19 protein-coding genes are annotated in these 21,533 nt (G+C 36.5%); 15 read left to right on the top strand and 4 right to left on the bottom strand.

Going from position 1 to position 21,533, the window contains the following annotated elements; genetic code table 11:
* Window positions 1–31 precede the first annotated feature (31 nt).
* The 7 genes from atpD (at window position 32) to der (ending at window position 7,427) form a co-directional block, all read left to right on the top strand.
* Window positions 32–1,450 carry a F0F1 ATP synthase subunit beta gene (atpD, locus tag H529_RS0100395; protein ID WP_022854599.1) on the top strand — a complete coding sequence of 473 codons (1,419 nt, stop codon included), beginning with the start codon at window positions 32–34 and terminating at the stop codon, window positions 1,448–1,450.
* Between the two features lie 11 nt (window positions 1,451–1,461).
* Entirely contained in the window at window positions 1,462–1,890 is a 429-nt protein-coding gene (locus H529_RS0100390) for a F0F1 ATP synthase subunit epsilon (RefSeq protein WP_022854598.1), read from the top strand.
* Window positions 1,891–1,951: 61 nt separating this feature from the next.
* On the top strand, window positions 1,952–2,512 hold the full coding sequence (locus tag H529_RS09540) for a 5-formyltetrahydrofolate cyclo-ligase (RefSeq protein WP_022854597.1): 561 nt from the start codon (window positions 1,952–1,954) through the stop codon (window positions 2,510–2,512).
* The gene (locus H529_RS0100380) at window positions 2,500–3,207 is read left to right on the top strand and encodes a YggS family pyridoxal phosphate-dependent enzyme (protein ID WP_022854596.1); all 708 of its coding nucleotides are present in this window, start codon (window positions 2,500–2,502) and stop codon (window positions 3,205–3,207) included. The genes H529_RS09540 and H529_RS0100380 overlap by 13 nt, the downstream gene beginning before the upstream one ends.
* Window positions 3,182–5,620, top strand: a complete 2,439-nt coding sequence (locus tag H529_RS0100375; RefSeq protein ID WP_022854595.1) for a ComEC/Rec2 family competence protein — start codon at window positions 3,182–3,184, stop codon at window positions 5,618–5,620. The genes H529_RS0100380 and H529_RS0100375 overlap by 26 nt, the downstream gene beginning before the upstream one ends.
* Window positions 5,621–5,639: 19 nt before the next feature.
* A complete protein-coding gene (locus tag H529_RS0100370) occupies window positions 5,640–6,080 on the top strand; it encodes an archease (RefSeq protein WP_022854594.1) in 441 nt (146 codons plus the stop codon).
* 33 nt (window positions 6,081–6,113) lie between these two features.
* Window positions 6,114–7,427, top strand: coding sequence for a ribosome biogenesis GTPase Der (gene der / locus H529_RS0100365; RefSeq protein ID WP_022854593.1), 1,314 nt, complete (start codon window positions 6,114–6,116; stop codon window positions 7,425–7,427).
* On the opposite strand, the gene H529_RS09535 is transcribed toward der, so the two are convergent.
* The 3 genes from H529_RS09535 to H529_RS0100350 are packed head-to-tail and all read right to left on the bottom strand — an operon-like array spanning window position 7,416 to window position 9,594.
* Window positions 7,416–8,213: an OmpA family protein gene (locus tag H529_RS09535; protein ID WP_022854592.1), complete on the bottom strand. Its 798-nt coding sequence runs from the start codon at window positions 8,211–8,213 to the stop codon at window positions 7,416–7,418. The two genes, der and H529_RS09535, sit on opposite strands and share 12 nt — an antisense overlap.
* 10 nt (window positions 8,214–8,223) lie before the next feature.
* Window positions 8,224–9,081, bottom strand: coding sequence for a flagellar motor stator protein MotA (motA, locus tag H529_RS0100355; protein WP_022854591.1), 858 nt, complete (start codon window positions 9,079–9,081; stop codon window positions 8,224–8,226).
* Window positions 9,082–9,594 (bottom strand): PilZ domain-containing protein, encoded by a 513-nt coding sequence (locus tag H529_RS0100350; RefSeq protein ID WP_022854590.1) that lies wholly within the window; start codon window positions 9,592–9,594, stop codon window positions 9,082–9,084. It abuts the gene before it with no gap.
* A gap of 186 nt (window positions 9,595–9,780) precedes the next feature.
* Between H529_RS0100350 and H529_RS0100345 the strand changes: the two genes are divergently transcribed.
* Window positions 9,781–10,743: a manganese-dependent inorganic pyrophosphatase gene (locus H529_RS0100345; protein WP_022854589.1), complete on the top strand. Its 963-nt coding sequence runs from the start codon at window positions 9,781–9,783 to the stop codon at window positions 10,741–10,743.
* A 31-nt stretch (window positions 10,744–10,774) separates the two neighbouring features.
* Here H529_RS0100345 and nadC read toward each other — a convergent pair whose 3' ends face one another.
* Window positions 10,775–11,620 carry a carboxylating nicotinate-nucleotide diphosphorylase gene (nadC, locus tag H529_RS0100340; RefSeq protein ID WP_022854588.1) on the bottom strand — a complete coding sequence of 282 codons (846 nt, stop codon included), beginning with the start codon at window positions 11,618–11,620 and terminating at the stop codon, window positions 10,775–10,777.
* 103 nt (window positions 11,621–11,723) lie between these two features.
* Here nadC and H529_RS0100335 point away from each other — a divergent pair, with 103 nt between their 5' ends.
* From H529_RS0100335 to argS, 7 genes are read left to right on the top strand one after another with little or no spacing between them, the layout of a single operon-like run.
* Window positions 11,724–12,302, top strand: coding sequence for a nucleotide exchange factor GrpE (locus tag H529_RS0100335; protein WP_022854587.1), 579 nt, complete (start codon window positions 11,724–11,726; stop codon window positions 12,300–12,302).
* Between the two features lie 22 nt (window positions 12,303–12,324).
* Entirely contained in the window at window positions 12,325–14,232 is a 1,908-nt protein-coding gene (dnaK, locus tag H529_RS0100330) for a molecular chaperone DnaK (protein ID WP_022854586.1), read from the top strand.
* 49 nt (window positions 14,233–14,281) lie between these two features.
* On the top strand, window positions 14,282–15,229 hold the full coding sequence (gene pdxA / locus H529_RS0100325) for a 4-hydroxythreonine-4-phosphate dehydrogenase PdxA (RefSeq protein WP_022854585.1): 948 nt from the start codon (window positions 14,282–14,284) through the stop codon (window positions 15,227–15,229).
* A 45-nt stretch (window positions 15,230–15,274) separates the two neighbouring features.
* Window positions 15,275–18,958: an AsmA-like C-terminal domain-containing protein gene (locus tag H529_RS0100320; protein WP_022854584.1), complete on the top strand. Its 3,684-nt coding sequence runs from the start codon at window positions 15,275–15,277 to the stop codon at window positions 18,956–18,958.
* Window positions 18,955–19,692, top strand: a complete 738-nt coding sequence (locus H529_RS09530) for an RluA family pseudouridine synthase (RefSeq protein ID WP_022854583.1) — start codon at window positions 18,955–18,957, stop codon at window positions 19,690–19,692. The genes H529_RS0100320 and H529_RS09530 overlap by 4 nt, the downstream gene beginning before the upstream one ends.
* Before the next feature lie 3 nt (window positions 19,693–19,695).
* Entirely contained in the window at window positions 19,696–19,887 is a 192-nt protein-coding gene (locus H529_RS0100310) for a hypothetical protein (protein ID WP_022854582.1), read from the top strand.
* Window positions 19,868–21,520: an arginine--tRNA ligase gene (argS, locus tag H529_RS0100305; protein ID WP_022854581.1), complete on the top strand. Its 1,653-nt coding sequence runs from the start codon at window positions 19,868–19,870 to the stop codon at window positions 21,518–21,520. The genes H529_RS0100310 and argS overlap by 20 nt, the downstream gene beginning before the upstream one ends.
* Window positions 21,521–21,533: the final 13 nt, after the last annotated feature.

The raw sequence follows: 21,533 nt of genomic DNA, 5'->3' as shown, positions 1-21,533 counted from the left end.
CAAATATTAAAAGCTTTTAGGAGGTTAAAGTATGGCTGAAAAAGTAATGGGGAAGATAGTTCAGGTTATGGGTCCAGTTGTAGACGTTGAGTTCCCTCCGGGACAGGTTCCTAAACTGCTTGATGCGTTAAAGGTGACCAACCCAGCGATAGATGATAGAGAGTGGAACTTAGTTTTAGAGGTAGCTCAACAGTTAGGAGATAACGTTGTTCGTTGTATTGCTATGGATACTACCGACGGTTTGAGAAGGGGACAAGAGGTTTGGGCAACTGGCGAGCCGATTAAAGTGCCTGTGGGTAAGGCAACTCTTGGAAGGATTATGAACGTGGTAGGTGAGCCTGTGGACGAAGCAGGTCCTATTAATGCTGATAAATATTATCCTATTCACAGACCAGCTCCAGCTCTTACAGAACAAGACGTTACCATCAAGGTTTTGGAAACAGGTGTTAAAGTGTTTGACCTTCTCATTCCTTTCCCTCGTGGTGGAAAGATGGGTACATTTGGTGGAGCAGGTGTGGGCAAGACAGTCGTCATGATGGAAATGATCCATAACATCGCTATGGAACACGGTGGTATTTCTGTTTTCTGTGGTGTTGGAGAAAGGACCCGTGAAGGTAACGACCTTTATTTAGAGATGAAACATTCTGGAGTTATCGATAAAGCTGCATTGGTTTATGGTCAGATGAACGAGCCTCCTGGAGCACGTGCAAGAGTTGGTCTTACAGGTGTTACCGTAGCTGAATATTTTAGAGATGAAGAAGGACAGGACGTGCTTTTGTTTATCGATAACATCTTCCGTTTTACCCAAGCAGGTTCTGAGGTTTCTGCTATTCTTGGAAGAATACCTTCTGCAGTGGGTTATCAACCTACCTTGGCTACAGACTTGGGAGCTTTACAAGAGAGGATTACCTCTACCAGTAAAGGTTCTATTACCTCTGTGCAGTGTGTTTACGTGCCTGCAGACGACTTGACAGACCCAGCACCAGCTACTACCTTTGCCCACCTTGACGGTACGGTGGTTTTGTCCAGACAAATTGCAGAGCTTGGTATCTATCCTGCGGTGGACCCATTAGATTCTCAGTCTCGTATTCTTGATCCTAATGTTTTAGGTTGGGAACACTATACAGTTGCTCGTCAAGTACAACAGGTTTTACAGAGATATAAAGACCTTCAGGACATCATAGCCATTCTTGGTGTAGAAGAACTTTCTGAAGAAGATAAGATTATCGTTGCTCGTGCTAGAAAAATACAAAGGTTCCTTTCTCAGCCTTTCCACGTGGCAGAACAGTTTACAGGTACTCCTGGAAGATATGTAAAACTTGAAGATACCATCAGAGGTTTTAAAGAGATATTAGAAGGAAAACACGACGACCTCCCAGAACAGGCTTTTTATATGGTTGGATCCATAGAAGAAGCAGTAGAAAAAGCTAAGAAGTTACTGGAGGGTTAACGGAGGGATAAATGGCTAAGATTTTACTTGAAATAATAACCCCAGATAGGGTGGTGGTAAGCGAAGAGGTAGACATCGTAACTGCTCCAGGGGTAGCTGGGGAGTTTGGAGTTTTGGCTAACCATGCCCCTATGGTAGCGGCGGTGAAGATAGGACCTCTTCGTTACCGTGTAGGAGATAAAGAAGAGTGGGTAGCTATAAGCGGTGGTTTTTGTGAGGTCTTTAACAACAAGATAACCTTTTTAGTAGAATCAGCCGAAAGAGCATATGAAATAGACGTAGAAAGGGCGTTAAAAGCCAAGGAAAGAGCAGAAAAAAGGATACAACAATATATGGCTCAAGCAGAGAAAATTGATTATGCCAGGGCAAGAGCTGCTCTCCAGAGGGCCTTGACCAGACTTTTGGTAGCAGAAAAAGGAAAAACAGGAGTTCCTCGATAAAAATTTAGACAAATCTATCCTTGAGGCCCCTGAAAAGGACAGGGGCCTCAATTTTTAAAAGTTGCAAAAGTCAGTAGTCCGTGAGTTAATCCGTTCTCTTAGAAAGTCTTATACTATAGAATGTTTGCAAAGGTTAAGTCTTTTTATCTGTAAACATATAGAAAAATTATCTTTTTATCAAGAATCTCAAGAGATTGTTTACTATTATCCAAAAGACGGAGAGGTTTCCCTACTTTATTTGATAGGAAAAGGTTTTTTAGAAAAAAAGGTCTATTTACCTAAAACCTGGGTTCAACAAAAAAAACTAACCTTTCATCAAATTTACAGTTTTTCTGATTTAAGACCAGGACCTTTTAAATTATTAGAACCCCCTGTGGAACATCCGAAAATAGAGTTGAAAGAGATAGAATTAATCTTTGTTCCTGGTTTAGCTTTTGATTTGAAAGGAGGTAGGATAGGTTATGGAGGAGGTTTTTATGACCGGGTTTTATCTCAAGTAAAAGGTAAAAAAATAGGGGTTGCTTTTTCCTTTCAAGTTTTCAACAAACTTCCTTTAGAACCTCATGATTGTAAGGTAGATTTTTTGGTTACTGAAAAGGGGGTTTGGGCATGCAATCTTTAAAAGAGATTTTAAAGAAAAATTATACAATTTTGATAGACAACCTACAAAAAGCTTGCTTAAAAGCTGGTAGACCGATGGATTCAATTCAAGTTTTAGGTGCTTCTAAAGGTCAAAGTATAGAGAAAATAAAGATTGCTTATGAACTTGGTATAAAACTTTTTGGAGAAAACTATGTACAAGAGGGAGAGAAAAAGATCAAAGAACTTTTTTTCTTAGATATAGAATGGCATTTCATAGGAAGGCTTCAGACCAACAAGGTGAAAAAGGCTTTAAACCTTTTTTCGGTTTTACATACCTTAGACCGTTATGATTTGGCTAAAGAAATACAAAAACAGGCTGAGAAGTTAAACAAACGAGTCCCGGTTCTGGTGGAGATAAACATAGGAGAGGAACCTACCAAAGCAGGGATAAACAAAGGTGAGGTAGAGGATTTTTTAGAAAAAATAAGTAATTTTGACAGAATTAAGATAATAGGTCTTATGTGTTTACCTCCTTATAAGGAAAATCCCGAAGAAGTAAGGCCTTATTTTGTAGAAATGAGAAAACTTTTTGAAAGGTTAAAACCTTATTTAGGAAACGAATTTAGAGAGCTTTCTATGGGAACCAGTCACGACTATACCGTAGCTGTAGAAGAAGGAGCTACTATTATCAGAATAGGAGAGGCTCTTTTTGGTAAAAGAGAGCGTAACCCCTAAGAAAACCTTTTTCCCTGAAAAGAATTCTAAGCTTTTCTTGTTGGTAGCAGGATTTTCCTTAGGTCTTTTTTTAGGTTTTTTAGGTATTCCCTGGTGGCTACCTTCTTTAGGTTTTATGCTTTTTTTATGTTTTTGGTATCTTTTGTCTAAAGAAAAGAGGTCGTTCAATCTTTTATTATTCAGTTTTATTCTTATTGGTTCGTTAATTTTTAGCAAAAATTATTGGGAATCTCGTTTAAATTTAACAGAGGACAGAGAGTTTGAGAGTTATGTAATTATAGAGAAGGTAGAACCCTATTTTGGAGGTTATTTTATCGAAGCCTATGATAAAGAAAAAGGAAGAATTGTGTTTAAAACTGATGGTTTATATTTTAAACCTGGTCAAGAGTGTCTTCTATGGTTAAAGCCTAAAAATGTAAAAGAATATTTTCTTCCTTTCTTTTTTCAGAAGGAATTAAGATTAAAAGCTAAGGGATACGAAGAGGAAGTATTTTTTATAAGAGAAAAAGGTTGGGTATGCAGGGATCCTAAGGGTTTTCAAGTAGAGGCTTTAAGATTTCAACTTTTTCAGTTTTCAGAGGGGCTTGACCAGGGAGCCAAAGGTCTTTTTCAAGCTTTGGTTTTAGGAGTAGAAACTAACCTTCCAGAGGAAGTTAAAGAAAGATTAAAAGATCAAGGACTTTACCATCTTTTAGCTATCTCAGGTTTTAATTTAGCTGTGATGTTTTGGTTATTTTACCGTTTTAGCTTTTGGTTGCTTGGTTTTACTCCTGCGGTAAAATGGGGATATCCTTTACAAAATTTAGCTTATATAACAGCCCTTCCAGCAGCCTTTTCTATTCTTGTCTTTTCTGGTTTTTGCCCTTCAGCCTACAGAGCTTTTCTGTTTCTTTCTATCTACGTATTTTCTCGATTGTTTTTTAGAAGAACCTCAGGTTTAATCATCCTATTTCTTACCGCAGGAGTTATCCTTGTTTTTCAACCTTACCTGATAGGTAACTTTTCGTTTTTACTTTCTTTTATGGCTACCTTAGGTTTGATTTTAGGTGATAGGTTATATAGGTTTTATTTTTTTGGCTTTTTAGATAGAATTTTATCCTCTGATAGGTGGTATCATCGGGTTTTAAACTGGATAATTTATTCTTCTTGGATTTCTGTGGTAATAAGTATATTACTTATGCCTTTTATCTTTGCCATAAACGGAAAATTCCCTATATGGACGGTTTTTAACAATCTATTGGCAGGCTTTTTTTGGAGTTTTTTCTTTATTCCAGGTTGCATCTTAGTAGCTTTTCTTTCTTTTATTTTACCAGACATAGCCTTAGGTTTAGGTAATTTTATAGGAAAAATTTTTTGTTTATATAACTACTTACCTTTTTGGGAAGGCTATCTAACTTTAACCTTACCTTTAAACCTTTTTTGTTGGTTATGGTTAAGCTTTATTATTTTTATAGGTATTGCCTGGTATGTTGGTTCTAAAAAGATTTCTCTGATTTGTTTGGTAAGTTTTTCATTATTTGTGATAGTTGTTGATACTTTGTACAAAAGAGTAAGTTACTTTCTTGTTTTAGATGTAGGTAGAGCAAATGCCATGGTTTTTAAGTTTAAAGATAAACATATCATGATAGATACAGGACCCAATTTTAATACTAACTCTTCAGGGAATGAAGGGTTTAATTGGACGAAGTTTTATTTAGAGCCTACTTTAAGAAAGCTTGGGATTTCGATGATAGACCTGTTAATAATCTCCCATCCTGACCTTGACCACAGCGGGGGTTTTAACACGTTGAAAAAAAGTTTTTTGATAAAAAGAGAAGTTACTGGAAAGTTTAACTCACAAGATTGGGAAAAGGTAAATCTACTTTATCCTTTAGAAGAGATTTCCTCTCCTCAGAGTTTAAAAATAGGAGAAACAGAGGTTTTTCTTTTCCCTGGAGCTGAAGCTTACGAAGATCTTAACCGAGAAAGTGTGGTTGTAGTTTTAGAACATAAAGGTTTAACCATTTTTTGCCCTGGAGATATAGACGTAGAGAGGTTTTATAGGTTAAAAGAAGAGGGGAGAGTTTTCCCAGCTGAGGTGCTGATTTCTCCTCATCATGGTTCAAAAAAGGGGATAAATCAGGAGGTTTTAAGTTGGCTAAAATCTAAAGTGGTTTTAACGTCAGGTAGAGGACCTTATCATCCTCATCAAGAAGTTAAATCATTGCTTGAGACACAAGGTATTCCTCATTTTTCTACTGCTGAAGAAGGAACCCTTTATGTTTTCCCAAAGGATGATTATTTTATAGTATGTTCAGAAAAAACAGTAAGAACAAATTTTGGGATTAAGATATTTTTTCCCTTAGTTCCACACTATTTAGAATATGACTCTTGTAAAAAGTTTACCTATTATAAGGATTGGGAAATTAAATAAAAAAACTTAGGAGAATGTAATGTTATCTAAAAGTTACGAAACTTTTGAACATGGAGCAGACATAGGGATAAGAGGTTATGGAAAGACCTTAGAAGAGGCCTTTTCTAATTTGATAAAGGCCCTTTTTAGCTTGATTGGAGAAGAAGTAGACTTTAATAGAGTAGCAGCTGATCAAAGGGTAGAGATAGAGGTAGAGGCTGATTTTTTAGAGGAATTGGTGGTGATTTTTATCAATAAGGTGTTAAGTTTGTTTGCTTTAGAAAATATCTTTTTTAAAGAATTTAAAGGTAAAATATGGGAAAGTGATCAGAGAGTAAGGTTAGAGGGGACGTTATTAGGAGAAAAATATTCTCCAGAAAAGTTTGGGTATGGGGTTGAGGTAAAAGGAGCTACTTTTACTTTGGCTAAGGTAGAAAAAAAAGATGATCTCTGGATAGCTCAGTGTGTAGTAGATGTATAAGACTTTAGATAAACTTAATTAAAGGGATGATGTATGGCTAAAATACTTATTGTAGGCAGACCTAATGTAGGTAAATCTACGCTTTTTAATACTCTTATCGGGGAAAAAAAGGCTATAGTTGAACGAACCCCTGGGGTTACCCGAGACCTGGTAGAGGGATATCTTGAGTTAGAAGAAGGGAAGGGGGTAAAATTAGTTGATACAGGGGGTATAGAATGGGGGGGGAAGGGGTTTTTTAGTGAAGTTATCAAAAAGCTGGTAGACCAGGCTTTGGAAGAAGCAGATTTAGTTCTTTTTGTGGTGGATGCTAAACAGGGATTGACTGAAGAAGACAAGGTTATCGCAGAATATTTGAGAAAAAAAGATAAAAAGATTTTGTTGGTAATAAACAAAGTAGAAGCCAAGGAAGATCAAGATAGGGTTTTTGATTTTTATTCTTTAGGTTTTCCAGAGATTATTTCTATTTCTGCTAAAAACAAAAAAAATATTACTGAATTAAAAAATCTAATAGAAAAGCAGTTAGAAGGATCGATAGAAAAAATACCTCAAGAAGAGCCGCTAAAGATAGCGATTCTTGGAAGACCGAACGTAGGAAAAAGTACGCTTATCAACCGTTTGGTAGGATATGAAAGGGTGATCGTATCTGAAATCCCTGGGACTACCAGAGATTGTGTAGATGTAAGGTTAAGTTTCCCTACCGGAGAAAGTTTTTTGTTGATAGACACTCCAGGAATAAGAAGAAGAACCAGATTAGAAGAGAGAGCAGAAAAATTTGGTGTAGATAAGGCTTTACATACTATTGAAAGAGTAGATGTGGTACTTATGGTGGTTACTGCCGAGGAAGGGATAACCAACCAAGACCAGCGTTTGTTAAGACAGATATATAAGCATCACAAAGCCTGTATCCTTTTAGTAAATAAATGGGATCTTTTTGATAAAAAGAGAGAGGCTGGAAATCTGGTTTTAGAAAGGATAAAACATGGAGTAAGGTTTATGCCTTGGCTTCCTATTCTTACCATTTCAGCCAAAACCGGAAGAAGGGTAAATGAAATTTGGAGTGTTTTAAAGGAGGTAATGGAACAATATAGTTTAAGGGTAAACACTGCTCAGGTGAATAAACTTTTGGAATACCTAAAGGAGAATCATAATTTTTCGATAAAAGGGAAAAAGCTTAAATTTTATTATGCTACTCAAACAGACATCAAGCCTCCTACCTTTGTAGTTTTTATCAATTTTGATCCAGAAGAGGTGCCTAAAAGCATAGAAAAGTTTATCAGAAACAGTTTTCAAAAACATCTGAACTTTGATAAAGTACCTATTAAAGTGGTTTTTAGGCTAAGGAGTTGAATTGGTAGAGGAAATAGGTTGGACTTGGGAGGTTTCTTTAGGTGGTTGGTAATGTATGACTAAGCTTATCCTTCTGTTTCTTGGGTCAGAGGGATTATCCTTTATTAAAGGGAAGTTGTCTGCATATCCTACTACTTCTTTTATTTTTTCTGGAGAAATTCCGTTTTTTTCTAACTCTAACATGGCTGAAAGGGCTCTGGCAGTAGAGAGTTCCCAGTTTCCTAATTTTCCTCTTCTTGAAGGGACAGCGTCTGTATGTCCTTCTATGGTTATAGTTCCAGAAACGTCTTTTAACTCCTGGGCTAAGGTTTGTAGTATAGATTTAGCAGTAGGAGTTAACTCAGCACTACCACTCTGGAATAAAGGTTGATTGGTAAGTTCTACAATTTCTATACGGATGATTTTTTCTTTTTCTGAAATTTCTATTAAAATATGTTCTTTAAGAGACTTTAGTCTTGTTTCTACGATTTTTTTTATCTTTTCTTCTTCTTTTTTTAGGTCAAACTTGGCCTCAGGCATAATTCCACTATATTCACTTTTTAATGTGCCTTTTCGGTAATACTCCATAAGCATACTTACACCAGCCTTTTCAAAGATGTTAAACTTTCTAAAATAGGCTGCAACCTGGGCTTTTTGTTTAGGTTCCATGATACTTACCAGCCACATCAAAAGAAAAAAAGTCATCATCCCTGCTAAAAAGTCTGCATAGGCAATCTTCCAGGAACCTCCGTGATGCCCTCCGACTATTTTTTTAACCTTTTTGATGATGATAGGAGGAGTGGTCATGGTTTATTTGTTATTTTTTACCTTTCATAAGGTTTTCAAGTTCTTCAAAAGATGGTCTCATATGAGGAGGTATGGTTCTCCTGGCAAATTCAACCGCTATTTGAGGGGCTCCACCTCCTATAAAATAAACGATAGCGGTTTTGATGACGTTAAGATATTCTTTTTCTTGATTGCAAAAAAACTCCAATTTTTGGACAAGAGGGGTTAAAAATCCATAACAGGTTAAGATACCGATAAACGTACCTGCAAGAGCTATAGAAAGGTGATGACCTAAAACTTCAGGTGGCTCATCAATTTTCCCCATCGTTAAAATTATACCCAAAACTGCGGCCACCAAACCCAACCCTGGCATAGAGTCTGCAAGTTTTTCAAGACGGTGTACCGGTTCTAAATTTTCATGGTGGATGATTTCTATCTCATTTTCTAAAAGGGCTTCTAACTCAAAATGTGTGATGTTGGTGGTTAAAATAGAACGAAAAGTGTTTCTAATAAAGTCTAAGGCGTGATGATTAGCAAGAACCTTAGGATAGCTTGAAAAGATTTTACTTGCTTCTGGGTTTTCAATGTCTTGTTCGATCGAGATTAAACCTTCTTTTTTTATCTTCTTAAAGATATCATTTAAAAGAAGCAGTAAGTCTATAAAATCTTGTTTCCCATAAATTTGAGGTTTAGTAAGTCCTTTGATAGAATATTGTATAACCCCTTTTAAAGCAGGTTGGGTTGAAGCTGCTAATAAGGCTCCTCCTGCTGCTCCAAAGATGATTAACCATTCTACCGGCTGTACAAGAACTGAAAAATTCCCATGTTCTAAGGCATACCCACCAAAAACACAAACTATAACTACAATAAAACCTACTATAGAAGGCATTTAGATTTCCCTCATCTCTCTGATGATTTCTCTTTCCTTTTGCAGGATAAAAAAACCTATCTTTTCTCTGATGTCTTTAGTTAGGTTTACAAACTCCACAGCTACTTCAAACTTTCCCTCTAAAGGTTTACATCTGACTACCTTGCCATAAAGATAAAAACCTACAGGCTGATAAAGGTCTAATACCGTTTTTATTTCTACAAAATCGTTTATTTCAAAAGGTTCTTGGCTAATAAATCTTAGGCCTTTTTCACTTAAGTTTACTTTTTTATAAGGAAGGTTGTTAAATCCTTCTTTTTCCCGAGACATAAGGTTGATAAGGTAATCAAGTTTTGCGTTGATTAGCTTTAACCAAGAGTTTAACGCTTCATCTATCGTATCTTTAATAGGAATGTAGGAAAAAATAGAGGTATCTCCTACTACATGGGCTATTCTGTTTTCTATCTCAGAGGGATCTAACTTGGTCACCTCTAACGGAATTATTACATCTATTCTTACGGCTTCTCTGTCCATAAATCCTCTAAGAGAGATTTTATAAAATAAATCGGAAATATTTTAAAAAACTTTAAAATTTCCCTTTTGGGGATCAAATTTTTTTAATTTTGAAATTATATAGTTAATTTTTAGGGTTGACAAGACGGAAAAATTAGTATAATAGTTTATTTAAAATTCAAAAATAAATTTTTAGGAGGTGACCTTATGCATCATCAAATTTATGTAGTGGGGCACAAAAAACCTGATACTGATTCTGTGGCTTCTGCTATAGTGTTTGCTTACCTTTTAAACGCTTGGAAAAAAGCAGGCTGTAAAATCATGAATGTAGAAAAGGAAGCCGTGCCAGTGATTCAAGGAGAACCTAATGCAGAAACAAAGTTTGTCTTAGAAAAATTTGGGGTAGCAGTGCCTGAGATTATGACAGACGGCGAAGGCAAGACTGTTGCTTTAGTAGATCACTCTGATAAGGTGCAAAGTGTTGATAACATAGACAAGGCTGAAATAGTAGCCGTGGTTGATCATCACAAAATCGGAGATGTAACCACCCCTAATCCGATATTTTTTGTTAACTTCCCAGTAGGTTGTACTGGTACTGTTTTGAAGTTTCTCTTTGATAAAACAGGGGTTGAAATTCCTAAGGAAATAGCTGGTCTCATGCTTGCAGCCATCTTAAGCGATACCGTGGTTTTTAAGTCTGCTACCACCACCGAGGCTGATAAAGAAGCAGCTGAAGCTTTAGCCAAGATCGCCGGGATAGACGACATTATAAACTTTGGTGTAGAGGTAAAATCCAAACTTTCTGATGTTTCTGGAATGTCTGCCAAAGACATCATCATGAGAGACTTCAAAGACTACAACATGAGTGGTAAAAAGGTAGGAGTAGGACAGATAGAGTTGGTTGACTTAAAGACCGTAGAAAACAGGTTTGATGAAATCTATGATGAGCTTAATAAGATTAAGGTCGAAGGGGCTTATCATTCTGTGGTGTTGATGTTAACAGACATCATGAAGGAAGGCACCGAGTTGATGGTTATCACAGACGAACCAAAGATCATTGAGATTACTTTTGGGAAGAAATTAGAAGGAAAAAGCGTTTGGTTACCAGGCGTTATGAGTAGAAAGAAAGAAGTGGTACCACCTTTAGAAAAAACTTTCGCTAACCTCTAAAATGATACAAAGGGAGGGGTTTTCCCTCCCTCTATTCTATTTTTAAGCTAATGTCTACTGCTCTAACCGAATGGGTTAAGCTCCCAGAAGAGAGATAATCAACCTCAAGGTTGGCAAAATATTCTATGTTATCTAAATTAATTCCACCAGAGACTTCTATTTTAAGGTTAGGGTTGTAATGCTTGATAAGATCTTTTGCTTTCTGCACGTTTTCTGGAGTAAAGTTATCTAAAAGAACTACATCTATAGGTGCTTTGGCTTTCAGTAAAAACTCTAACTCTTCTAAAGATTTTACCTCTATCTCTATTTTTAGGTAATGAGGTAAAGTTTTAAGTACTTGAGGGATTTTTTCTATTCCTCCTAAAACTTTGATATGATTATCCTTTATGAGAATACCGTCAGAAAGAGAGAAACGATGATTTTGTGCCCCTCCTACCTTAACCGCATATTTTTGTAAAACCTTTAAGCCAGGAAGGGTTTTTCTCGTATCAAGCAGGATGGTTTTATATGGGCTAAGTTTTTTTACCATCTTTCGGGTATAAGTGGCAATCCCAGAAAGATGTTGAAAAAGGTTAAGAACCACCCTTTCTGCTTTTAGTATGCTTTTTACCCTACCTTCTACCATTCCTATTTTTGTATAGGGTTCTATTTCTTGACCGTCGTGATAGTGCCAAGAGATTTTTATTTCTGGGTCGATAAAGGCAAACCCTTCCTCTACCACCAACGTACCACATACTACCATAGGTTCTTTAGCTAAAAAATAAGCTTTTACTATAGGGTTTTCTTTGACCACCAATTCTGTGGTTACATCATAAAAAGGTATATCTTCCTCAAAAGCTTGGGCTAAAATATTTCTAATTTTCCATTTTTCAAGCATTTTTTGGTTTAATACTCTGGAAAAATTAAATAAAAGTCTTAATTTTTATCATAACTTAAAACGGTAAGATGTAAAGGGTGCTAAGTTTGGGAGGTGAGCTTATATGGAAGAGGTTAAAGAAAAAGAACAGAATTTAGAGGAAAATCGTGAAACTCAACAAGAAGCTAAGGCTAAAGAGGAAGATGAGCTTAAATACTGGAAGGATTTAGCCTTAAGGTATGCGGCTGAGATAGAAAATCTAAAGAAAAGTTTTAAAAGAGAAAAAGAAGATTATTATAAGTTTGCCTTGGAAAACCTTTTTAAAGAGATATTACCTGCTATAGATAATTTAGAAAGGGCGTTAGAGGCTTTTTCGACGACTCAAAACATAGAGGCCTTAAAACAAGGGGTTGAGTTAACCTTTAGATCTTTAGTTTCTACCCTTGAAAAATTTGGGCTAAAGCAGGTAGCTCCAGCTGTAGGAGAACCTTTTCATCCCTTTTACCATGAAGCCCTTTCTACAGAGGTTCATCCGGAGGTTCCTTCAGGAGGTATCACTAAGGTATATCAGAAAGGTTATGCCTTGCATGATAGGTTAATAAGACCTGCTTTGGTTTGTGTGTGTATGGGGAAAAAGGAGGAACAAAAACCTTCTGAAGAGAGAAACAAAGAAACAGAAGAAAACATAGTAGAAAACGAATAAAAATTAAAGGGAGGGTTGAAAAATGAGCAAAGTACCTATAGTAGGTATTGACCTTGGAACTACTAACTCTTGTGTTGCCATATTTGAGGGTGGTGAGCCCAAGGTAATCCCTAACAGAGAGGGAACAAGGACTACACCTTCGGTGGTAGCCTTTCAAGAAAACGGAGAGATATTGGTTGGTCTTCCTGCTAAAAGGCAGGCCATTATCAATGCAGAAAATACCATTTTTGGAATTAAGAGATTGATGGGTAGAAAGTTTAACGATCCGGTGGTACAGGAATGGAAGAAAAAGGTTCCTTATAAGATAGTAGAAGCACCTAACGGAGACGCCCATGTAGAAATAAGAGGAAAACGTTATAGTCCTCCTGAGATTTCAGCCATGATCCTTAGAAAGATCAAGCAAGATTTAGAAGAGTATTTAGGCCAGGAAGTAAAAGATGTGGTAATTACCGTTCCTGCTTATTTTGATGACAGTCAGAGACAAGCAACCAAAGACGCAGGTAGGATCGCCGGTTTAAACGTTATCAGAATTATCAACGAGCCTACGGCTGCTTGCTTAGCTTACGGGCTTGAAAAGAAAAAAGAAGGTTTGATTGCTGTTTTTGACCTTGGAGGAGGAACGTTTGATATCTCTATCTTAGAAGTAGGAGATGGTGTATTTGAAGTTAAGTCAACCTCTGGAGATACCTTTTTAGGTGGTGAAGATTTTGATATGCGAATAGTAGACTACATCGCAGAAGAGTTTAAGAAAGAGCATGGGATAGACCTAAGACAGGATAAAATGGCTTTACAAAGGTTAAAAGAAGCTGCTGAAAAGGCTAAAATTGAGCTTTCAAGCACCTTAGAGACTGAGATAAACCTTCCTTTTATTACCGCTGATGCCTCAGGACCTAAACATTTGGTAATGAAGTTAACCAGGGCAAAGCTTGAAAGTTTAGTAGAGGATTTGATAGAAAGATTAGAAGAACCCTGTCGTATTGCCATGAAAGATGCAGGAATTACTCCTAAGGATATAAGTGAGGTTATTTTAGTTGGTGGTATGACCCGTATGCCAAGGGTCCAACAAAAGGTAAAAGAAATCTTTGGAAAAGAGCCGGTGAAAGGTGTTAACCCAGATGAAGTGGTGGCTATGGGTGCTGCCATTCAGGCTGGGGTGTTAAAAGGAGAGGTAAAGGATGTGCTTCTTTTAGACGTAACTCCTCTTTCCTTGGGAATTGAAACCTTGGGAGGTGTTTTTACGGTTATCATACCAAGAGGCACCACCATACCTACCAGAAAGAGTCAGATTTTTACCACAGCTACCGATAATCAGACAGCAGTTACCATCCATGTTTTGCAAGGAGAAAGACCTCTGGCTAAAGACAACAAGAGTATCGCAAAGTTTGACCTGGTAGGCATCCCTCCTGCTCCAAGAGGAGTGCCTCAGATAGAGGTTGCTTTTGACATAGACGCAGATGGGATCTTACATGTTACTGCTAAAGACTTAGGCACCGGGAAAGAACAGTCTATCGTGGTAAGACCTACTTCAGGGTTAAGTGAAGATGAAATCCAGAAGATTATTAAAGAGGCAGAACAGTTTGCTGAAGAAGATAGAAGAAAAAAGGAGCTTGCCGAAGCCCGCAACCAGGCAGACAGCCTTATCTATTCTGTAGAAAAGACCTTAAGAGAATTAGGAGACAAGGTCTCAGAGCCTCTTAAAAAAGAGGTAGAAGAAAAAATAGCCCAACTAAGGAAGGCTATGGAAGGAGAGGACATAAACGAAATAAGAAAGGCAAGCGATGAATTAACTCAAGCCTCTTATAAACTTGCAGAGATGCTTTACAGAGAAAAGGCTTCTTCTACGTCTCAAGAACAGAGTTCTTCTCAAGAAGGTTCTCAGAAAAAAGGCGGAGATGATGTGATAGACGCTGATTTTGAGGAAATGAAATAAACTTGGGAAAAGGAGGCTAAAAAGCCTCCTTTTCCCAAGGAGGTCTTTTTTGATAGAAAATAAAATAGGTATTACCTTAGGGTGTCCTGCAGGGATAGGTCCAGAAGTAATCCTTAAGTCACTTAAACATTTTCAAGAGAAATTTCCCGAGGTTTTACCTTCTCTTTTGATTATAGGAGACGCTCGAGTTTTAGAACAAAGGGCTAAATGGTTAGGGATTAAAATCCCTCTTGAGGTAGAGATTCTATCTCTTACCGAAATAGAGGTAAAGCCCGGGGAACCCTCGGTTGAGGGATTCCAGGCAATGGGACTTTTTGTACAAAAAGCCATAGACCTTGTTAAAGAAGGTAAGATAAAGGCTATTGTTACCGGACCTATAAGTAAAGAAGGTTTAGAAAAAGTTGGTATTAAATATAAAGGACATACAGAATGGCTGGCTCAAGAGCTTGGGGCTAAAGATTTTGTGATGAGTTTTTATGGAGAAAGATTAAAAGTATCGCTGGTTACCACACATATTCCCCTAAAAGAGGTCCCAGAAAAGATAACCGCAGACAAAGTTTTTACTACAGCTAAGCTTTCTTTTGAATTTTTACTAAAACTAAAAGTATTAAATCCCAAAATCGCCCTCTGTGGGGTTAATCCCCATGCAGGAGAAGGAGGTCTTATAGGTAAAGAGGAGGAGACCGTTTTAAAAGAGGCCATAAACCTTTGCCAAAAGGCGGGTCTTCCGGTACATGGTCCTTATTCTGCAGATAGCCTTTTTTTCTGGGCTTATCAAGGACGTTATGATTTGGTAGTTGCCATGTATCACGATCAGGGGCTTGCTCCTTTTAAACTTATACATTTTGAAGATGGGGTAAACATAACCTTAGGACTTCCGGTAATAAGAACTTCTCCTTGTCATGGCACAGCTTATGATATAGCAAACAAAGGTGTTGCTAACCCGTCAAGTTTTATCCAGGCAATACACTTATCTTATAAACTTATCCAAGTCTAAACTTTTCTTGATTTTTTAACCGTTTAGCGTTAAAATCTATAAACAATGGTAAAAAAAATTCGTTTTACTCTTCTTTTGCTTGTTTTTGTCTTTTCTTTGTTATTTTTATGTGTAGTGAACATAGATTTTTTTCTTAATCATCCCCGGATTAAAGGACCTCTGATCAACTTTTTAAAAAATACCCAGAAGATAGATATAAACTACAAAAAAATAAAGATAGATGTTTTTGAAGGAAAGGTAAAGATTGAAGATTTTGTGTTTAAAAATAGATATCATGAGGTAGAGGCTCCTGAGGCTACTGCTTTTTTATCTTTATCCAAAATTTTTAGGTTAAAATTTTTCCCTGAAAGCCTTCAGGTAAAAAATCTTAAATTAAAATCTTATCGGTCACCGGAACTTTTAAACTTGTATCAGTTAAGAGACCAGTTAAAAAAGATGGCTCCTTTTAACCTTAAAGCTAAAGAAGCCACTATAGAGTATGAATCTTCCATAGGCTGGTTGATTTTCGATAAGACAGATCTTTTTTTGAAAATAGACAATCAACAAACCCTATGGGAGTTAAAATCTCTTAAAAGTTCTCAGTTTAAGGAAGCTGAAATAAAAGGAAGGTTAAATCTTGCATCTCTTTTCTTAGAAACTTCAATTGAGGCTAGGAATTTTGATTTTACCGGTTTTATTAAGGGGGGAGAACCGTTTATAGGGCGTCTTACTTCTGATTTGATGGCTGAGCTGACTTTAGAAAAAGAAAACCTTTATCTTTCTTTTCAAATGTTAAATCCCCAACTGATTTTGAAACAGTTCCCTCAAGAAAAACTTTTAGGTGGCGTTATTACCGGAATCTTTAGCTCTCAAAAAGATGGGCTTATGTTAAACCTTGAAAAAATAGTTTTGAGAAATCCTTTTTTAGAGGCACAGGGAGAGTTTTTCAAGAAAAAGTACGGTTTAGAAGCAAGTCTTAAGGTTAAAAAACTTGATTTGGTAGAGATAAAAAGAGTAGGGATTCTTCTTTTTGAAAAACAAAAGGGGGTAAAAGAAGCTTTTGATTTTATAGAGAAAGGGAGTTTGGAAGATATAGAGGTTGTCTCTTCTGGAAAAGATTGGCAAGAGCTTATCGACTATAAAAGGATAAAAGCGAAAGGTAAGTTGAAAGAAGGTCATATCATTCTGGGTTTTCTTCCTTTAGACTTAGAACAAGTCACAGGAGAGGTGCGTTTTTTAGAAGGAAGGCTTATCTTTAACGGAACGTTGGCAGTAGAAGGTTCTGTCTTAGGGACGGTAAAAAGTTTTGAGTTAGACCTTTCAAAAAAACAGCCTGAGCTCTGGTTAGAAGGAACCATCTCAGGTAGGGCAGAAAAAATCCAAGAGCTTGTAGCAAACTTTGACATGTTCAAGCCTTACCGAGAAAAAATAAAAGAATTTAAGACAGAGGGTTCTATTGTTTCTAAGATAGACCTAAAAGGTCCTTTAGATGCTCTTCAACTCTCCTTTGAGATAGCTTCAGAAGATGCCTCATTAGCCGTGCCTTTTTATGACAAACCTTTGTACTTAAAAACAGCTAAAATTTTTTACTACAAAAACAAACTAAATCTTTCCAATCTAAATGTATTTAATAAAGAATTGGCGATAAAAGATGGAGGTTTTGAGTTAGATTTATCCTCTTTAGACTTTGGGGTTAAAGTTTGGGGAGTGACCATAAAACCTGAGTTTTTAGAGTTTTTAAAGGATAAGGTAAAAGAGGTAGCTGTGTTTTTTAAAGAAAAGGGTCTTAAATTTGAAAATTTGGAGATAGAAGAAGGGGAATTTCGAGGGAATTTAAAACAATTAACCCAAGAGCAAGTAAACCTAAAACAGGCTATTTTAGGCAATCTCTTTTTAAAGGGAAAAGCAGTAAATCTTAGGGTAAGTGAAGAGGTAAAAGGAGAAAGATTTTCTGGTTATTCAGAAAGTTTACCTTTAGTTTGGCGCGATGGGTGTCTTTCTTTTGGAGAGGCCGCTTTTGAAATAGAAGACTCTAATTTTGTAGGTAAGGGTAGGGTTTTTGACCAAGAAATTTTTTTAGAACTAAAAGGAGAGGTGAAAGAAAAGCTAAAGGATAAGATTGAGAAGGTTTTAGGGCTTAAAGAGGCTTCTTTTCTGTTAAAATCTCCGATAAACATAGAAAACCTATCTTTGGCTTATAGAGACGGACAGGTTCAATCCCGAGGAATCTTTAAGATCTCAGATAAAGAAATTTCTATAACTTTGGACCAAACTAAAAACCAGACAACGATTTTTGGGAGTTTTAACGGAAAAGAAAGTAAACAGAAGTTTGGATTAAGGTTAAACCAAAATCAAATAGATTTAACCCTGCAAGGTAAAACTCGTTTGGAAGAGTTAAGAACAATCTTTGATAAGGTACCTTACCCATTAGAAGGTTTAGTAGAAAACAATTTGCACTTAAAGTTTAAAAAAGAAAAAAATATCTTAGTTTCTTTGATAAACGACTACTTAAACAAAAACCTTTTTCTTGAAGAAGGTTGGCTTACACTTCAAGGAGTTAAGGTTAAAGATGAAATAGCGATTGAGGGTGAAGGAAAGATTGCTAAGAACCATACGATTTATGGAAAGTTTAAGTTTGAATGGAACAATTCTACCTTATTAGCTGACTTAAAGGTGGATACCAACCAAAAATACATTTTGGTTACAGGGGATTTAAGGTCTGAAAAAATGGATTTAAAAAATTTAAAAAAGTTTTTAGTTTTAGAATCAACCCAAGAAACCTCTGATAAAACGGTTAAAAAAGAAATCTGGGACTATTTCCAAGGGATTCCTCTAATAGCAGAGTTAAAGGTGAACGCAAACGACCTTATTCTTCCTACCTCTCATAAGGTAGAAAACTTTAGTTTAGACTTAAGTTTAAACACAAAAGCGAAACTTTTGTGGGCCAACTTGATCAAGGCTAATTTTTGCGGATTAGGATTAGATTTTATCTATTCCCTTTCAGAAGAGAACCATCAAGTTTTTGTAGAACTTTTTCCTTCAGAAGGAGACCTGTTAGACCTTTTTTCCTGTCTGTATCCAGAAGAGATGCCTACCGTAATCTTAGAAGGTCCTTATAAGGTAAAAGGATATGCCTTTTTTGAAGGAAATAGTAAAGATTGGATTACGAATAGCAGAGGAGAGTTGATACTTAAATCTAAAAAGGGATATGTTTATCGTGCTCCTCTTATAGCTCATCTTTTGGGTTTTTTAAGTCCGATAGACCTTTTTAGAGGAAAAATTCCTAATTTGGAAAGTCAGTTATTACCCTACGAAGAATTACTTTTTAACTCTCGGTTTATCGATACCACTTTAGTCATAGACGAGGTCTTTCTTTCAGCCTCAGGTTTTAGATTGTTTGGAGAAGGGCCGATCAACCTGAAAAACAAGGAGCTAAACCTTACTTTTTATGCCTCTCCTTTCAAGACGATAGACGTGATCATAGAAAAGGTTCCAGGGTTAGGGAAATGGGTTCTTGGGAAACCGAGGATGTTAGTTTACCTACCTTTACAGGTGGTAGGGACATACGATAATTATAACATCATTCCCTTACATCCCAGTAGTTTAGGAAAAGGGGTTTTTACCTTTATCTTTAGGTTATTCGGAATTTCTGAAGAGTTTTATCAAAAGCCTTCTCCAAAGGCTTCGGAGATAAAAGAGAAGAAAGAAGAATTTTTAAAAGAAAGAGAGAACATAAATCGGACTCCATGAAAGAAGATTTTATCCTTTTTGAAGATAAAAGTCTTTTGGTGGTAAATAAACCTGCTGGAATGGTGGTTCAGGGAGCAAAAGATTTAGAGGTATCTTTGTTAAATTTGTTAAAAGATTATTTAAAAAAAAGAGATAATAAACCAGGAAACGTTTTTTTAGCGGTGGTTCATCGTTTGGATAAACCTGTTTCTGGAGCGTTAGTTTTAGCCAAGAGGACAAAAGCAGCTAAAAGACTTACCGAAAGTTTTAAACAGAAAGAGGTGGGTAAAATTTATCTCGCCGAGGTAGAAGGAACCTTAAAAGGGCAACACTTGATTAGGGCTTATCTTAAATGGGATCAAAAATCTCACAAAGCTTTGGTTTTTTGGGAACCTAAAGAAGGTGCAAAAGAAAGTCTAACCTATTATGAAACGTTACAGGTTGTAAAAAATAGATCGTTAGTCTTGCTTTTTCCTATTACAGGAAGAAAACATCAACTAAGGGCTGTCCTAAGTAGTCTTGGGTTCCCTGTGGTAGGGGATGTTAGGTATGGATCTAAAAGGTTGGTCAACCAAGGTAAAGCTATTCTTTTGCATGCTTGTTTTTTATGTTTCCCCCATCCTCTGGAAAAACAGCCTGTTGAAGTCTTGGCTCCGTTACCTCCATATTTTTCGTTTTCCAATCTTGACAAAACCTTAAATTTGGAGTTTCTTAATAAAAAGTTTCAAGATTTAAAAAAATTTGACCAGGAGTAAACTTTGGAGAAAGAAAAAGAAAGATCAAGTTCAGAACTTCCTGTTTTATGTGCTACCTGTGCTTGGAGGGAGTTTTGTGCCAAAAAGTTTTCTTTTGACAATACCCAACCCTTGAAGTGTCCTGACTATTCTCCTGACCTAACCCTTTTAAAAAATTTAAGAAAGGAGACGAAGGTTGATAAAACAGAGGATTAAAGAGGCAGTAGAAAAGGCTGTTAAAACTGTTTTTGGCGAGATACCTTTACCTCAGTTCGAAATAGAGACCCCAAGAAAAGGTTCTTTTGGGGATTATGCTACCAACATAGCCTTTGTATTAAAAAAATCCTTAGACCTGCCTCCTTTAGAAATAGCTGAGAAGTTGGTTCAAGAACTTTATAAAGAAAGAAATCTTTTTGAAAAGGTAGAGGTTGCTAAACCGGGGTTTATCAATTTTTGGGTATCTACTCGGTATTATCTTGAAAACTTGCTTAAAGTCATAGAAGAAAAAGACAACTATGGTAGGATTAACTTGGGTAAAGGCAAAAAGGTTTTGATTGAGTTTGTTTCCGCCAATCCAACCGGGCCTCTTCATATCGGACATGGAAGGGGTGCAGCCTACGGAGATTCTTTAGCAAGGGTTTTAGAGTTCACTGGTTATTCTGTTATCAGAGAGTATTACATAAACGACAAAGGTACTCAAATGGATATTTTAGGGGAGTCTGTTTATCTCAGGGCTAAGGAGTTAAAAGGAGAAAAGATCAATTTTCCGGAAGATTTTTATAAAGGTGCGTACATCTACGATATAGCCAAAAAGGTTTTGGCAGACTATCCTAACCTTTTAGAATTAGAAAAAAAAGAGGCCATAGCCATCTGCAGGGAGATAGCGATAAAGACCATCCTTGAAGATATAAAATCAGACCTTGAAAGGTTCAGGGTAGTTTATGATAGTTGGTATTCAGAAAAAAGCCTTTATGAAAAAGGCAAAGTAGATGCTTTGATAAACCTTTTAAAACAAAAAGGTTTAGTTTATGAAAAAGAAGGTGCTTTATGGTTTAGGTCTTCTGATTTTGGAGATGAAAAAGACCGGGTACTTATACGTTCAAACGGAGAATATACCTATTTTGCAGGAGACATAGCCTATCATCATGAAAAGTTTGTAGACCGTGGGTTTGACCTTGCGATCAACCTTTGGGGAGCAGACCACCATGGATATGTAAAAAGGTTAAAAGGGGCTCTTAAGGCTTTAGGTTTAAATCCAGAAAATTTAGAAGTAATTCTTATTCAGATGGTTAATCTTATAGAAGGTGGAGAACTAAAAAGCATGTCCACCAGACAAGGGGAATTTGTAGAGCTAAAAGAACTTTTAGATGAGGTGGGGGTAGATGCTACCAGATTTATTTTTCTATCCAGGTCTTCCGACTCTCCTTTAGATTTTGATATAGATTTGGCCAAAAAGCAGTCTCAAGAAAACCCAGTTTATTATGTGCAGTATGCTCACGCAAGGATTTGTAGCATTTTTGAGAAAGCAACAGAGCAAGGTTTAGGAGAAATAAACTGGAGAGAGGTAGATTTTAGCCTTCTTTCTTCAGAGGAAGAGATTGCTCTTGCCAAAAAGATAGAAGAATTTAAAGAGGTGATAGAATCAGCAGGCAAGTTTTATGCCCCTTATAAACTTACTTATTATCTGTTAGACCTTGCCAAACAATTTCATGAGTTTTACACCAAACATCGGGTACTTTCAGAAGATATATCGTTAACTTTAGCCAGACTTGGTTTGTGTTTAGGGTGTAAGATAGTTTTAAAAAATGGCCTAAATCTTTTGGGGGTTAACTCCCCAGAAAAAATGTAAAAGGGAGGTTTTT

Source organism: Thermodesulfobacterium thermophilum DSM 1276 (genome assembly GCF_000421605.1).
GTDB classification, from domain to species: Bacteria; Desulfobacterota; Thermodesulfobacteria; order Thermodesulfobacteriales; family Thermodesulfobacteriaceae; genus Thermodesulfobacterium; species Thermodesulfobacterium thermophilum.
This window is presented reverse-complemented; position numbering and strand designations above follow the sequence as displayed.

What these genes read in the sequence shown, in the direction of transcription:
- H529_RS0100390 (WP_022854598.1), top strand. Translation starts at nt 1,462, where the DNA reads ATGGCTAAGATTTTACTTGAAATAATAACCCCAGATAGGGTGGTGGTA.
- H529_RS0100335 (WP_022854587.1), top strand. Translation starts at nt 11,724, where the DNA reads ATGGAAGAGGTTAAAGAAAAAGAACAGAATTTAGAGGAAAATCGTGAA.
- der (WP_022854593.1), top strand. Translation starts at nt 6,114, where the DNA reads ATGGCTAAAATACTTATTGTAGGCAGACCTAATGTAGGTAAATCTACG.
- dnaK (WP_022854586.1), top strand. Translation starts at nt 12,325, where the DNA reads ATGAGCAAAGTACCTATAGTAGGTATTGACCTTGGAACTACTAACTCT.
- H529_RS09530 (WP_022854583.1), top strand. Translation starts at nt 18,955, where the DNA reads ATGAAAGAAGATTTTATCCTTTTTGAAGATAAAAGTCTTTTGGTGGTA.
- H529_RS0100320 (WP_022854584.1), top strand. Translation starts at nt 15,275, where the DNA reads ATGGTAAAAAAAATTCGTTTTACTCTTCTTTTGCTTGTTTTTGTCTTT.
- H529_RS0100350 (WP_022854590.1), bottom strand. Translation starts at nt 9,594, where the DNA reads ATGGACAGAGAAGCCGTAAGAATAGATGTAATAATTCCGTTAGAGGTG.
- atpD (WP_022854599.1), top strand. Translation starts at nt 32, where the DNA reads ATGGCTGAAAAAGTAATGGGGAAGATAGTTCAGGTTATGGGTCCAGTT.
- H529_RS0100380 (WP_022854596.1), top strand. Translation starts at nt 2,500, where the DNA reads ATGCAATCTTTAAAAGAGATTTTAAAGAAAAATTATACAATTTTGATA.
- H529_RS0100345 (WP_022854589.1), top strand. Translation starts at nt 9,781, where the DNA reads ATGCATCATCAAATTTATGTAGTGGGGCACAAAAAACCTGATACTGAT.
- nadC (WP_022854588.1), bottom strand. Translation starts at nt 11,620, where the DNA reads ATGCTTGAAAAATGGAAAATTAGAAATATTTTAGCCCAAGCTTTTGAG.
- H529_RS09535 (WP_022854592.1), bottom strand. Translation starts at nt 8,213, where the DNA reads ATGACCACTCCTCCTATCATCATCAAAAAGGTTAAAAAAATAGTCGGA.
- H529_RS0100370 (WP_022854594.1), top strand. Translation starts at nt 5,640, where the DNA reads ATGTTATCTAAAAGTTACGAAACTTTTGAACATGGAGCAGACATAGGG.
- motA (WP_022854591.1), bottom strand. Translation starts at nt 9,081, where the DNA reads ATGCCTTCTATAGTAGGTTTTATTGTAGTTATAGTTTGTGTTTTTGGT.